Below are 13,626 nucleotides of genomic sequence, written 5' to 3'. Positions count from 1 at the left end.
GGAGACGGCGACGGCGACGGACACGGCGACGGAGACGGCGACGGAGACGGAGACGGCGACGGAGACGGAGACGGCGACGGAGACGGAGACGGCGGAAGCACGGAAGCCGCAGCCGCAACCGCGGCCCGAACCCGCGCCCGCGCCCCTCAGCCCCCGTACAACCCCTCCACCTCCCGGGCGAAGTCACGCATGATCGCCTGCCTGCGCAGCTTCATCGAGGGTGTCAGGTGGCCCGCCTGTTCCGTGAAGTCCACCGGGAGGACGGCGAAGCGGCGGATCGACTCGGGGCGGGAGACCAGCTTGTTCGCCTCGTCCACCGCCCGTTGCAGGACGGCCGCCAGGTCCGGGTCGTCGGTGAGGAGTTCAGCGGGCACGGGGTGCCTGCCGTTCATCCGGCGCCAGTGCGTGATGCCCTCGGGGTCCAGGGTGATCAGCGCGCCGATGTAGGGGCGGCCGTCGCCCAGGACCATGCACTGGGAGATCAGGGGATGCGAGCGCAGCCAGTTCTCCAGGGGCGCCGGGGCCACGTTCTTGCCGCCCGCGGTGATCAGGATCTCCTTCTTGCGGCCGGTGATCGTCAGGTGGCCCTCGTCGTCCAGGCGGCCGATGTCGCCCGTGGCGAACCAGCCGTCGTGGGTCGCCGGGACCACCCCGCCCGCGTGGGGCTCCCAGTACCCCCGGAACACCTGGCCGCCGCTCAGCAGCACCTCGCCGTCCGCGGCGATACGGACCCGGGTGCCGGGCAGCGGCCAGCCCACCGTGCCCAGGCGGGGCCGGTGCGGTGGCGTGACCGTCGCCGCGCCCGTCGACTCCGTGAGGCCGTAGCCCTCGTAGATCTCGATGCCCGCGCCCGCGTAGAAGGCGGCGAGGCGGCGGCCCAGCGGGGAGCCGCCGCAGATGACGTGCCGCAGACGGCCGCCGAGGGCGCCTCGGATGCGGCGGTAGACGAGCGGGTCGTAGAAGGCGCGGGCCGCCTTGAGGGAGCGGCCGGGACCGGGGCCCGAGCCGTGCCGGCGGGCCTCGACCGCCTCGGCGTAGCGGCGGGCCACCCCGGCCGCGCGGTCGAAGGAGGACGCCCGGCCGCCGCGCTCGGCCGTGGCCCGCGCGTTGTTGTAGATCTTCTCCAGCATGTACGGGATGGCCAGCAGGAACGTGGGCCTGAAGCTCGCGAGGGCGTCCAGCAGGTCCTTCGCCGCGAGGCTCGGCGCGTGCCCGAGCCGTACCCCGGCGCGGACGCAGGCGACCGCGACCATGCGGCCGAAGACGTGCGAGAGGGGCAGGAAGAGCAGGGTCGCGGGCTCCTCCGATTCCTTGGCGTCCTTGGCGTTCTTGACGTTCTTGGCGTTCTTGGCGTCCTTGGCCTTGAAGACCGGGTAGAGCAGTTCGATCGCGTTGTCGACCTCGGCGAGGAAGTTGCCGTGGGTCAGGGCGCAGCCCTTCGGGCGGCCCGTCGTGCCCGAGGTGTAGACGAGGGTGGCCGGGGTGTCGGGGCCGAGGACGCCCCGGCGTACGTCGGTCTCCTGGTCCGCCACGGTGTTCTCGCCCAGCTCCGCCAGCCGGTCCAGGTGGCCGTGGTCCATGACCCACAGGTGGCGCAGGCCGGGCAGGCGGTCGCGCTCCGGGCCGAGCGCCGCCGCCTGGCGGGCCGTCTCGGTCACCAGGGCCACGGCACCCGCGTCGTGCAGGATCCAGCGGATCTGGAAGAGGGAGGAGGTCGGGTAGACCGGGACGGTGACGAGCCCGGCGGCCCAGGCGGCGAAGTCGAGCAGTGTCCACTCGTAGCGCGTGCGTGCCATCACGGCGATCCGGTCGCCCGGTGCCATGCCCTCCGCGATCAGGCCCTTCGCCAGGGCGCGCACCTGGGCGGCGAAGTGCCGTGCGGTCACGTGGGTCCAGGTGCCGTCCTCGCCGCGGCGGCTGAGGACGCGGCGCTCGGGGTCGGCGGCGGCGTTCTCGAACGGCAGGTCGGCGAGCGAGCCGTGGGTCACCCGGGCCACCAGCGGGGGCACGTACGCCTCGCGCACCTCGCCGTCCAGCCGCGTGAGCCGCGGCGCGAGGGCTCCGGGGCCGCCGCCGGGGCCCTGGTCGTAGTCGTAGGGGCCGTGGCCGTGGCCGCCGGAGCCTGCGTGGCCGGGTGCGGAGGGCGGTGGCAGGGGAGAGCCGGACGGCCACGGGGACGACGAGTACGAGATGGGCATGGCAGCTCCTGGGGCCTGCGGCTGTGTCCTGCTTCGCCGCATGGGGTACGCACGGTGCGGACCGAGTCGTTCACCGGTGGTGCGTGCGCGGCTGTGCGGGGCCTTCGGTGTTACCGCCGGTTGCACTCGGGATCGTACGGCGTGTTCATGGGGAGTCCGTGCGGAATCGGGGCGGGCGTGGCGATGGTCCGGGGACGGGGTTGTGCGGGTTGCGCACCTTTTCCGCGGGCGCTTCCCCCCGGTTTCCGTGGATGCGTCCCCCGGTGCTTCCCCCGGTGTTTCCGCGGGTGCTTCCCTCCGGCGTTTTCCGCGGGTGCTTCCTCCTGCTGCTTCCTGCGCGTGCTGCTGCTTCCTGCGCGTGCGCGGTCGCGGGTCCGTCCGCGCGCACGGCTCAGGCGCGCTCCAGGATCGCCGTCACTCCCTGTCCGCCGGCCGCGCAGACGGAGACCAGGCCGCGCGCCGGACCCTCGCGCTCGGCGAGCAGCCGGGCCAGGGTCGCCACGATGCGGGCGCCGGTCGCGGCGAAGGGGTGGCCGGTGGCGAGGGAGGAGCCGGCCACGTTGAGGCGGGCGCGGTCGACCGGTGCCAGGCCGCGTTCCTCCCAGGCCGCCAGGGTCGCCAGCACCTGGGAGGCGAACGCCTCGTGGATCTCGACCAGGTCGAAGTCCTCCATGCCGAGCCCGGCCCGCTCCAGCATCCGCGGGACGGCGTGGGCGGGTGCCATCAGCAGGCCGTCCTCGCCGTCCGCCACGTCGCCCCGCACGAAGTCGACGGCCGCGGTCTCGTACGCCGTCAGGTACGCGAGCGGTTCCAGGCCGCGGGCGCGCGCCCAGTCCTCGGACGCCAGGAGCACGGTCGCCGCGCCGTCCGTCAGGGGCGTGGAGTTGCCCGCCGTCATGGTCGGGCCGGGCCGGTCCAGGCCGAACACCGGCTTGAGCGAGGCGAGTTTCCCCACCGTGGAGCCGGGCCGGAGGTTCTGGTCGCGTTCCAGGCCGCGGAAGGGGACCACGAGGTCCTGGAAGAAGCCGCGGTCGTAGGCGGCGGCGAGCCGCTGGTGGCTGGCGGCCGCCAGTTCGTCCTGGGCCTCGCGGGTGATGCCGAAGGCGCGGGCGGTGACGGCGGCGTGCTCGCCCATGGACAGGCCGGTGCGGGGTTCGGCGTTGCGCGGGATGTCGGGGACGAGGTGGCGGGGGCGCACCCGGGCGAGGGCCCTCAGCCGGGCGCCGGTGGACTTCGCGCGCCGGGCGGCGAGCAGGATGCGGCGCAGTTCGTCGTTGACGCCCAGTGGGGCGTCGCTCGCGGTGTCGGCGCCGCCCGCGATCGCGGACCCGCTCTGCCCGAGGGCGATCTTGTTGGCGGCCGCGATCACCGCCTGGAGACCGGTGCCGCAGGCCTGCTGGATGTCGTAGGCGGGGGTGCGCGGATCCAGCCGGGAGCCGAGGACGGTCTCGCGGGCGAGGTTGAAGTCGCGGCTGTGCTTGAGGACGGCACCGGCGACGAACTCACCCACGGCACCGGGTTCCTGAAGGCCGTACCGCTCGACGAGGGCGTCCAGGGCGGCGGTGAGCATCTCCTGGTCGGAGGCGGTGGCGTAGGGGCCGTCGGAGCGGGCGAAGGGGATGCGCGCGCCGCCGAGGACCGCAACCCGGCGGATCACGTGCGGTTCGGGTTGTCGCGGTTCGGCCTGAAGGGGACTCATCTCGACCTGCTCCTCACCCGTGACGTAGGCTTACCCCCGGTAACCTTACTCCACAGTAAGCATTGGCGACCCGTGGGAGACGGCACATGGCCGACCGCTACCTGAGCTTCACCGGCACCGCGCCGGGCCGCTTCCTGACCCGCCGCCTCGGGCTTCCCCAGCCCGCGGCCCTGCGGCGCTGGTCACCGCGGCAGCCCGTGCTCGACGGCCCCCTGCTGCACCTGACGGCCGGTGGGAGCGGCCTCGACGCCGCCCCGGTGCTCGCCCGCGCCGGACTGCCGCCGGGCGACCGGGACCCCGCTGCCGTGGTCCTCGACGCCACCGGGGTCCGGGACGTCGACGGGCTCGGCGCCGTGCACGCCGCGCTGCACCCCGTCCTGCGGTCGGTCGCGGCGAGCGGGCGCGTGGTCCTGCTGGGCGCCCCGCTCGATGCGGACGACCACCACCAGGCCGCCGCCCAGCAGGCCCTGGAGGGCTTCACCCGGTCCCTCGGCAAGGAGATCGGCCGGGGCAGGACGGTGAACCTCGTCCGGCTCACCGACGCGGACGCCGCCGGATCCACCCTCCGCTTCCTGCTCTCCCCGAAGTCGGCCTACGTCAGCGGCCAGGTGATCCACGTCGGCGCCCCGGCGCCGGACACCCCCGCGCCCCAGGGCGCCCCGGCGGACCCGGAGCGGCCCCTGGCCGGGCGCACCGCCCTCGTCACCGGCGGCGCGCGCGGCATCGGCGAAGCGGTCGCCGAGACGCTCGCCCGGGACGGCGCCCACGTCGTCGTCCTGGACGTCCCCGCGGCCGAGGCGGACGCCCGCGCGGTCGCCGCGCGCCTCGGCGGCACCGCCCTCGCTCTCGACATCACCGCCGCCGACGCGGGCGAGCGGATCGCCGCCGCGCTGCCCGGCGGCCTCGACGTCCTGATCCACAACGCGGGCATCACCCGGGACCGGCGGCTGGTCAACATGCCCGCTGAGCGCTGGAGTCCGGTCCTGCAGGTCAACCTGGCGAGCGTGCTGCGCACCACCGACGCGCTGCTCGCGGCCGGCACCCTGCGCCCGGGCGGCCGGATCGTGGCCACCGCCTCCATCGCGGGCCTGGCCGGGAACGCGGGCCAGACCAACTACGGCGCGAGCAAGGCGGGCGTCGCCGGACTCGTCCGCGCCCTCGCGCCCCGCGCGCTGCGCGAGCACGGGGTCACGGTGAACGCCGTCGCGCCCGGGTTCATCGAGACCAGGATGACGGCCGCCGTACCGCTGTTCATCCGGGAGGCGGGCCGCCGGATGAACTCCCTCGCGCAGGGCGGGCTGCCCGTCGACGTCGCCGAGACGACGGCCTGGCTCGCGCATCCGGACTCCGGCGCGGTCAACGGCCAGGTCGTCCGCGTGTGCGGGCAGAGCCTGCTGGGGGCGTGACCGTGACCGGCGCCGACCCGGACGCCCGCCCCGCCGTCGTCCTCACCCGCACGCCCGCCCTCGCCCCGCTCCTCGCGCGCGGCGCCCTGCGCTCCCCCTTCAAGCGCCCCCACCCGGACGCGCCCTTCCCCCGCCACCGGCTCGTCCTGCCGTCCGTCCGCGTCGACCAGGCGCGACTGGCCGCCTACGAGCGGGTGTGCGGCTTCCCCACCGGCGAGGACACGCTGCCGATCACCTATCCGCACGTGCTCGGCTTCCCGCTCGCCATGCGCCTGATGAGCGGCGGCGGCTTCCCACTGCCGCTGCTCGGCCTGGTCCACACGTCGATCACCCTCACCCGGCACACCGCCCTGCCCGCGGCGGGGACGTACGCCCTCGCCGTGCGCGTGGACGGCCTGGCGGCCCACCGGCGCGGCACCCAGGCCACCCTCATCACCGAGGTGCACGCGGGCACGGACCTCGTGTGGGAGTCGGCGAGCACCTACCTGGCCCGTCACCGCACGCACGACCCCGTGCCCGGCCGCGCGAAGTCCGCGCGGGACGAGCCCGCGGGCCCTGCCCGGGACCAGCGTGCGGGCCCGGCGCCGGACGCGCGTGCGCCGCTGCCCGCCGTCGGACAGTGGCGGCTGCCCGGCGACCTGGGCCGGCGCTACGGCGCCGCCTCCGGCGACCGCAACCCGATCCACCTGCATCCGCTCTCCGCCCGGGTGTTCGGCTTCCCCCGGGCGATCGCCCACGGCATGTGGACCGTGGCCCGCTGCCTCGCCGCCCACGGGACCCCCGAAGCCGCCGGGGTGCGGGCCGCCTTCCGGGCTCCCGTGCTGCTGCCGGGCACGCTCGCGTACGCCGCCGACGGCGCCGGCCGCTTCGAGGTGCGCTCGGCGGACCCGACGGCCCGGGTCCACCTCGTGGGCGAGGTGCGGGCGCCGCGCGGGTGAGCGCGTCCGTCAGTCCCGGGGCGCGGGCGGGCTCCAGGGGCGGCCCTCCATGAGGTCGCCCAGGCCTGCCCAGGCGAAGTTCATCAGGGTGAGCGCTGCCTGCCGGGCCGTCACGCCAGGGGTGGCGTTGGCCCAGGCGGCGAGGGACTCGGCGGCGCCCACCAGCGCCTCGGCGAGCCCGGCCGCCTCGTGCTCGGGCAGGTCGTGAGCGCGGCGGGCGTCCCCTTCGCTGCGGGCGTCCCCTGCGGGGCGGGCGTTCCCTGTGCAGTGGGCGTCGCGCGCCGCCTCGGTGATCAGCAGCCGCACGAAGGAGACGATCTCCGTGCGCATCGCGGCGGTCTCGGCCGCGAACGGCTCGCCGTGGGTACGGGCCTGGAGGTGCAGCACCGACCAGCCGTCCGGGTAGCGCGCGGTGTGCGTGAAGAACGCCCGCAGCCCCTCCCAGAGCTGCCGGTCGGCGGGCAGGTCCGGGCGGGCCCCGGCCCGGACGGCCTGGGTCAGCGCGGCGCCCTCGCGGCGGATGCAGGCGGTGAAGAGGTCGTCCTTGGAGTTCAGGTACAGGTAGACCAACGGCTTGGAGACGCCCGCCAGTTCGGCGATCTCGTCCATGGAGGCGGCCCGGTAGCCGCGCCGGCCGAAGATCTGCACGGCGGCGTCGAGCATCTGCTGTTCGCGAACCGCCCGCGGCATCCGCTTGGTCTTCACGGCACCCATGGGCGCAAGCCTACGGTTCGCACCGCCGGCCGCCGGGCGACCGGCCGGTCGGCGCCGGGCACCACGGCCGGATCACGCCGTCACGCCGTCACGCCGTCAGGAGGAGGACGACGCCTTGGAACGGGTCCGTGCCTCTTCCCCGGCCAGCTCCTCCGCGAGCCCGGCGGCCTGCATGTTCGCCTTCATGCGGTCCACGCGCTCGGCGACCTGGACGGACGCCCGGTCGCGCTCCCCGCGCAGGACGACGAAGCTGATCGGGGCCGAGATCACGAGCGCGAGAAGCGGGATCCACAGGCTGTTGGAGCCGTTGCGGCCGCTCGGCACGATTCCGGCGTAGACGAGACCCCAGACGACCACCAGGCAGCCCACGAAGATCCCGAGGCGCATCAGCGTGTAGCGGAGCATCTCAAATCACTCTTCCATTCCGAACAAGGCCAAAGGGCTCCGTCCAGTGAAGCACGGGCGGGGCCCGTGCCCGCACGCGGGTCGCGCGGGCCCGGGAAGGCTCAGGTCAACGGCATGAACATGATCACTTCGTCCCGGTCGTCGCCGGGGCCCACCCGGGTGGCGCCGGGGATCCGGCCGACCTCCTTGTAACCGCAGGAGGCGTAGAACCGCTCCAGGCCCTGTCCGCCGCGGCAGCCGAGCCGGATCGCCTCGATGCCGGCGCAGCCGCGGGCCGCGTCGGCCGCCGCCGCGAGCAGGTCGCGCCCGTATCCCTTGCCCTGGTGACGGGGGTGCACCATCACCGTGTAGAGCCACAGCCAGTGGGCCGACAGGTCGTCCCGGTTGAAGGTCAGGAAAGCCGTCGCGGCGATCCTGCCCTCCTCGTCGTGGCCGACGAGCAGCCGGGAGCGGCCCTCGGCCATCGCCACGAACTGCTTCACCAGCTCCGGGCGGATCGCCTCCCGCGAGGCGGGCGCCACGAATCCGACCGCTCCGCCCGCGTCCGTCACATCGGTCCACAGGTCGAGGATGCCGTCGCGCAGGGCTCGGTCGACGGACGGGTCCAGGGTGAAAGTAATAGGCATGCGGGCATCGTACCTATTACCTCATCGCTCCGGCAGCCACTTTCAGGTCTGACACCAGTCCGCGGTAGGCGCCCTCGCGGTCGTCGGCGCGCAGCACGGAGGAGGGGTGCACGGTCGGCACCAGCCGCTGTGGACGGCCGTGGATCTCCCGCTCCAGCACCGTCCCGCGCACCTCGGTCACCCGGAACGACGAACCGAGCAGCGCCTTGCCCGCGGTCGCGCCCAGGACCACGATCAGTTCGGGTTCGACGAGCGCCAGCTCGGCCGCGAGCCAGGGGCCGCACGCGGCCGTCTCGTGCAGGTTCGGCGCCTTGTGGATACGCCGCTTGCGCGGCTCGGAGCGGGTGAACTTGAAGTGCTTGACCGCGTTGGTGACGTAGGCCTCGCCCGGGTCGATGCCGGCGTCGGCCAGGGCCCGGTCCAGGAGCTTTCCGGCCGGTCCGACGAACGGCCTGCCCTGCCGGTCCTCCTGGTCGCCGGGCTGCTCGCCGACGAGCATCACCCGGGCGTGCGCGGCGCCCTCGCCGAACACGGTCTGCGTGGCGTCCCGGTGCAGGGGGCAGCCGCGGCACTGCGCGGCGGCGCGGCGCAGCGCGGCGAGGTCCGCGCCGTCCGGGACGAACGGCGCGGCGGTGTAGGCGTCCTCGGGCGCCGCCGCGGACGCCTTCGCCTTGGTGGTGGCCATGCGGGCCGGGTACCCGTGCGGCACCCGGCCGCACGGCGGGGCGGGGTCAGACCCGCATGGGCTGCGGCGACTCGCGGCGGCCGGCGTCCGGGCCGTCGTACTCCCGGAGGATCTCGTAGCGCGTGTTGCGCTCGACCGGGCGGAAGCCCGCGTCCTGGATCAGCTCCAGCAGGTCGTCGCGGGTCAGCTTGTTCGGCGTGCCGAAGTCGTCCGCGTCGTGGGTGATCTTGTACTCGACGACCGAGCCGTCCATGTCGTCCGCGCCGTGCTGGAGCGCGAGCTGAGCGGTCCGCACGCCGTGCATCACCCAGAACACCTTGACGTGCGGGACGTTGTCGAACAGCAGCCGGGAGACGGCGAAGGTCTTCAGCGCCTCGGCGCCGGTCGCCATCGTGGTCCGCGCCTGGAGGCGGTTGCGGACCTTGCCGTCCTTCATGTCGACGAAGTCGTGCTGGTAGCGCAGCGGGATGAAGACCTGGAAACCGCCGGTCTCGTCCTGCAGCTCGCGCAGCCTGAGCACGTGGTCCACGCGGTGGCGGGGCTCCTCGATGTGCCCGTACAGCATGGTGCACGGGGTCTTCAGGCCCTTCTCGTGCGCCAGCCGGTGGATGCGCGACCAGTCCTCCCAGTGGGTGCGGTGGTCGACGATGTGCTGCCGGACCTCCCAGTCGAAGATCTCGGCGCCGCCGCCGGTCAGCGACTCCAGGCCGGCGTCGATCAGCTCGTCCAGGATCTCGCTCGCGCTCAGCCCGGAGATCGTCTCGAAGTGGTGGATCTCGGTGGCCGTGAACGCCTTCAGCGACACGCCGGGCAGCGCGGCCTTCAGTTCCCTGAGCGAGCGCGGGTAGTAGCGCCAGGGCAGGTTCGGGTGCAGGCCGTTGACGATGTGCAGCTCGGTGAGGTTGTCCGCCTCCATCGCCTTGGCGAGCTTGACGGCCTCCTCGATGCGCATCGTGTACGCGTCCTTCTCCCCCGGCTTGCGCTGGAAGGAGCAGTAGGCGCACGACGCGGTGCACACGTTCGTCATGTTGAGGTGCCGGTTGACGTTGAAGTGGACGACGTCGCCGTTCTTCCGCGTCCGCACCTCGTGCGCGAGACCGCCCAGCCAGGCCAGGTCGTCCGACTCGTACAGCGCGATGCCGTCCTCGCGGGTCAGGCGGACACCCGCCCTCACCTTCTCCTCCAGCTCGCGCTTGAGCCCGACGTCCATACCCCTACCTCTTTCTCCGAAAGACTCCGTCAACCGTACGCCTGGACCGTCAGACCTCTTCCGGCAGCTCGCCCACCCGGTTCTCCCACTTCGTGGAGAGCACGATGGTGGTACGGGTCCGGGAGACGCCCTTGGTGCCGGACAGCCGCCGGATGATCCTCTCCAGACCGTCGACGTCCGTGGCGCGCACCTTGAGCATGAAGGAGTCGTCGCCCGCGATGAACCAGCAGTCCTCGATCTCGGGCAGGTCCTTCAGCCGCTGCGCGACGTCCTCGTGGTCGGCGGCGTCGGAGAGCGAGATGCCGATGAGGGCGATGACACCGAGGCCGAGCGAGGCGGAGTCCACGGTGGCCCGGTAGCCGGTGATGACCCCGGCCGCCTCCAGCCGGTTGATGCGGTCGGTGACGCTCGGCCCCGACAGGCCGACGAGGCGCCCCAGTTCCGCGTAGGAGGCCCGTCCGTTCTCCCTCAGTGCCTGGATGAGCTGCCTGTCCACCGCGTCCATGCGATCGAAGCCTTCCGCTGAAAGAAGTTCCTGAAGTCCTGAAGTGCCGAGTGTGGTGGTGCCGGTACTGCTCCGCCTGCCTGCCGGACCGTGTCGTTCGCGCCGCTCCCGCTCACTCGGGACGGGCCGCGCCGCCCAGTTCGCCCTCCCAGCGGCGGTAGAGCCGGTGGGGTACGCCCACCGCGTCGAGGGCGCGGCCGGCGACGAAGTCCACCAGGTGCTGGATGTGCGTCGCGCCGGCGTAGAAGGCGGGCGAGGCGGGCAGGACGGTGGCACCCGCCTCGTCCAGTGCGACCAGCTGCCGCAGCGTCGGTCCGTTCAGCGGGGTCTCCCGAACGGCCACGACCAGTGGCCTGCGCTCCTTGAGCGTCACGCTCGCCGCCCGTTGCAGCAGGTCCTTGGACAGTCCGAGCGCGACGCCCGCCACGCACGCCGTCGAGGCGGGCACGATCAGCATGCCCCGGGCCGGGTACGACCCCGAGGACGGCCCGGCCGCGAGGTCGCCGGCGCTCCAGTGCCGTACGTCCGCGACGTCCGCCTCGAACGTGCCTGGCTTGCCGTCGGCGCCGAGGGACAGCCATTCCCGCAGGTCGGCACGCCAGTGGGCGTCCCGGAAGGAGATGCCGGTCTCGTCGAGCAGGGTCAGTCGCGCGGCCCGGCTCACCACCAGGTCGACGCTCTGCCCCGCGTCGATCAGCCCACGCAGCACAGCGGCCGCGTACGGCGTTCCGGACGCCCCGGACACCCCCACGATCCAAGGCCTGCGCTGCGTTTCTCCTGCGTTCACATGTCGAGCCTACCGGCGTGGTGAACGGTGCTCAGGACCGGCCGGGTTCCTCGGGGCCGACGGGAGCCGGGGGCGCCTCCTCAGACGCTCAGACCCCGCACCAGCAGGTCCAGCAGGGCGCACACGAAGAGCGCGATGCCGATGAACCCGTTGACGCTGAAGAACGCCCGGTTCAGGCGGGACAGGTCGTGCGGGCGGACGATGGTGTGCTCGTAGACGAACGCCCCGGCGACCACGACCAGGCCCAGCCAGAAGAAGGCTCCGGCGCCGGTGGCGAGGGCGAACCAGACGAACAGGGCCGTGGTGACCGTGTGGCAGGCGCGGGCGCCCCAGATCGCGGCCGGGATGCCGAAGCGGGCCGGGACCGACCGGACGCCGGCCTGCCGGTCGGTCTCGACGTCCTGGCAGGCGTAGATCAGGTCGAAGCCGCCGATCCACACGCCCACGGCCAGGCCCAGGATCACGGCCTTCCAGGACCACTCGCCGCTGATGGCGAGCCAGCCGCCGATCGGGCCCATCGCCTGGGCCAGGCCCAGGATGGCCTGCGGGAAGTTCGTGAACCGCTTGCCGTAGGGGTAGACCACCATCGGGATCACCGCGATGGGGGCGAGGGCCAGGCAGAGCGGGTTGAGCAGGGCGGCGGCGCCGAGGAAGACGACGAGGGCGATCAGGGCGCCGGTCCAGGCGTGCCGCACGGACATCGCGCCGGTGACCAGCTCGCGGTGCGCGGTGCGCGGGTTGCGGGCGTCGATCTCCCGGTCGATGATCCGGTTCACCGCCATGGCGAAGGTGCGCAGCCCCACCATGCAGACGGTCACCAGGAGCAGCCGCGCCCAGTGGATGTTCCGGTCCCACTCGTACATCGCGGTCAGCGAGGCGGTGTAGGCGAAGGGCAGCGCGAAGACCGAGTGCTCGATCATGACCAGCCTGAGGAACGCCTTGGTGCGTCCGGGCTGCGGGATGGCTGCGGAGGCGCTGCTCACAGTCCGTATTCCTTCCAACGTCGCGTCACCCGTTCGGCGGTCTCCGGGTCGGAGACCACCATCTCCGGCCAGCCGCCGTCGCGGGTGTAGCCCTCCTCCGGCAGCTTCCTCGTGGCGTCGATGCCCGCCTTGCCGCCCCAGAACTGCTGGTAGGAGGCGTGGTCGAGGTGGTCGACGGGGCCTTCGACGACCGTGAGGTCACGGGCGTAGTCCGTGTTGCCCAGGGCCCGCCAGGCGACCTCGTGCAGATCGTGCACGTCGCAGTCCGCGTCGACGACCACGATCAGCTTGGTCAGCGACATCATGTGCGCCCCCCAGATGGCGTGCATCACCTTCTGGGCGTGCTTGGGGTACTTCTTGTCGATGGAGACGATCGCGCAGTTGTGGAAGCCGCCTGCCTCGGGCAGGTGGTAGTCCACGATGTCCGGCACGATGATCTTCAGCAGGGGCAGGAAGAAGCGTTCCGTGGCGCGGCCCAGCGGGCCGTCCTCCGTCGGCGGGCGGCCGACGACGATCGACTGGAGCAGCGGGCGCCTGCGCATCGTCACGCAGTCGATGGTGAGCGCCGGGAAGGCCTCCTGCGGGGTGTAGAAACCGGTGTGGTCGCCGAAGGGGCCCTCGGGCAGCGTCCTCCCCGGCTCCAGCCAGCCCTCCAGGACGACCTCGGCCTGCGCCGGGACCTGGAGCGGGACGGTCTTGCAGTCCACCATCTCGATCCTCTTGCCCGCGAGGAACCCGGCGAACAGGTACTCGTCGATGTCGCCGGGCAGCGGGGCGGTGGAGGCGTACGTCACGGCGGGCGGGCAGCCGAAGGCGATCGCGACCGGCAGCCGCTCGCCCTTCCCGGCCGCCACCTGGTAGTGGTTGCGGCTGTCCTTGTGGATCTGCCAGTGCATGCCGATGGTGCGCCGGTCGTGGCGCTGGAGGCGGTACAGGCCGAGGTTGCGGACGCCCGTCTCCGGGTCCTTGGTGTGGGTGAGCCCCAGGTTGAAGAAGGAGCCGCCGTCCTGGGGCCAGGTGAACAGCGCGGGCAGCGCGTCGAGGTCGACGTCGTCACCGCGCAGGACGACCTCCTGGACCGGGGCCTCCTTGACCTTGCGCGGCGGTACGTGGGCCATCGCGCCGAGCTTGCCGAACGCCTCGCGCACGCCCACGAACCCGTGCGGCAGCTCGGGCCGCAGCAGCCCGCCGATCCGGTCGCTGATCTGCGCGTACGACGTGAGGCCGAGCGCCTTCAGGAGGCGCCGGTCGGTGCCGAAGACGTTCATGGCCAGCGGCATCGCCGACCCCGACACGTTCTCGAAGAGCAGCGCGGGGCCGCCGGACTTCTGCACCCGGTCGACGATCTCACCGACCTCCAGGTACGGGTCGACCTCGGCCTTGATGCGCTTGAGGTCGCCCTCGCGCTCCAGCGCCCTGAGCAGGGAGCGAAGATCGTCGTAAGCCATGGGGTCCAGTATCGCCGAGGCG

General features: G+C 73.2%; 13 protein-coding genes. 2 read left to right on the top strand and 11 right to left on the bottom strand.

Annotation, left to right across the window (positions count from 1 at the left end; genetic code table 11):
- Positions 1-146: 146 nt before the first annotated feature.
- Positions 147-2,198, bottom strand: coding sequence for an AMP-dependent synthetase/ligase (locus tag AB0G56_RS36805; RefSeq protein ID WP_360978892.1), 2,052 nt, complete (start codon positions 2,196-2,198; stop codon positions 147-149).
- Between the two features lie 391 nt (positions 2,199-2,589).
- Positions 2,590-3,897, bottom strand: a complete 1,308-nt coding sequence (locus tag AB0G56_RS36800) for an acetyl-CoA C-acetyltransferase (RefSeq protein ID WP_360978889.1) — start codon at positions 3,895-3,897, stop codon at positions 2,590-2,592.
- A gap of 86 nt (positions 3,898-3,983) precedes the next feature.
- On the opposite strand from AB0G56_RS36800, the gene AB0G56_RS36795 reads away from it, so the two are divergent.
- Entirely contained in the window at positions 3,984-5,303 is a 1,320-nt protein-coding gene (locus AB0G56_RS36795; RefSeq protein ID WP_360978886.1) for a 3-oxoacyl-ACP reductase, read from the top strand.
- Positions 5,300-6,241, top strand: a complete 942-nt coding sequence (locus AB0G56_RS36790; protein ID WP_360978883.1) for a MaoC/PaaZ C-terminal domain-containing protein — start codon at positions 5,300-5,302, stop codon at positions 6,239-6,241. Before AB0G56_RS36795 ends, AB0G56_RS36790 begins: the two co-directional genes overlap by 4 nt.
- Positions 6,242-6,250: 9 nt before the next feature.
- On the opposite strand, the gene AB0G56_RS36785 is transcribed toward AB0G56_RS36790, so the two are convergent.
- From AB0G56_RS36785 to AB0G56_RS36745, 9 genes are all read right to left on the bottom strand, one after another.
- A complete protein-coding gene (locus AB0G56_RS36785; RefSeq protein ID WP_360978880.1) occupies positions 6,251-6,955 on the bottom strand; it encodes a TetR/AcrR family transcriptional regulator in 705 nt (234 codons plus the stop codon).
- A 96-nt stretch (positions 6,956-7,051) separates the two neighbouring features.
- Positions 7,052-7,360, bottom strand: a complete 309-nt coding sequence (locus tag AB0G56_RS36780) for a DUF4229 domain-containing protein (RefSeq protein WP_360978877.1) — start codon at positions 7,358-7,360, stop codon at positions 7,052-7,054.
- A 101-nt stretch (positions 7,361-7,461) separates the two neighbouring features.
- A complete protein-coding gene (locus tag AB0G56_RS36775; protein WP_360978874.1) occupies positions 7,462-7,986 on the bottom strand; it encodes a GNAT family N-acetyltransferase in 525 nt (174 codons plus the stop codon).
- Between the two features lie 16 nt (positions 7,987-8,002).
- A complete protein-coding gene (locus tag AB0G56_RS36770; RefSeq protein WP_360978871.1) occupies positions 8,003-8,671 on the bottom strand; it encodes a UdgX family uracil-DNA binding protein in 669 nt (222 codons plus the stop codon).
- Between the two features lie 46 nt (positions 8,672-8,717).
- Positions 8,718-9,881: an aminofutalosine synthase MqnE gene (mqnE, locus tag AB0G56_RS36765; protein ID WP_360978868.1), complete on the bottom strand. Its 1,164-nt coding sequence runs from the start codon at positions 9,879-9,881 to the stop codon at positions 8,718-8,720.
- A 49-nt stretch (positions 9,882-9,930) separates the two neighbouring features.
- Positions 9,931-10,386 (bottom strand): Lrp/AsnC family transcriptional regulator, encoded by a 456-nt coding sequence (locus AB0G56_RS36760; RefSeq protein WP_018568246.1) that lies wholly within the window; start codon positions 10,384-10,386, stop codon positions 9,931-9,933.
- A gap of 112 nt (positions 10,387-10,498) precedes the next feature.
- Positions 10,499-11,173, bottom strand: a complete 675-nt coding sequence (locus AB0G56_RS36755; RefSeq protein WP_360978865.1) for a UbiX family flavin prenyltransferase — start codon at positions 11,171-11,173, stop codon at positions 10,499-10,501.
- Between the two features lie 80 nt (positions 11,174-11,253).
- Entirely contained in the window at positions 11,254-12,156 is a 903-nt protein-coding gene (gene mqnP, locus AB0G56_RS36750; RefSeq protein WP_360978862.1) for a menaquinone biosynthesis prenyltransferase MqnP, read from the bottom strand.
- Positions 12,153-13,604: a menaquinone biosynthesis decarboxylase gene (locus AB0G56_RS36745; protein ID WP_360978859.1), complete on the bottom strand. Its 1,452-nt coding sequence runs from the start codon at positions 13,602-13,604 to the stop codon at positions 12,153-12,155. The genes mqnP and AB0G56_RS36745 overlap by 4 nt, the downstream gene beginning before the upstream one ends.
- Between the last annotated feature and the right edge of the window lie 22 nt (positions 13,605-13,626).

Source organism: Streptomyces sp. NPDC021356 (assembly GCF_040641015.1).
In the GTDB taxonomy this organism is placed as follows: Bacteria; Actinomycetota; Actinomycetes; order Streptomycetales; family Streptomycetaceae; genus Streptomyces.
The sequence above is the reverse complement of the archived record's forward strand: the minus strand, read 5'-3'. Positions and strand labels throughout refer to the sequence as shown.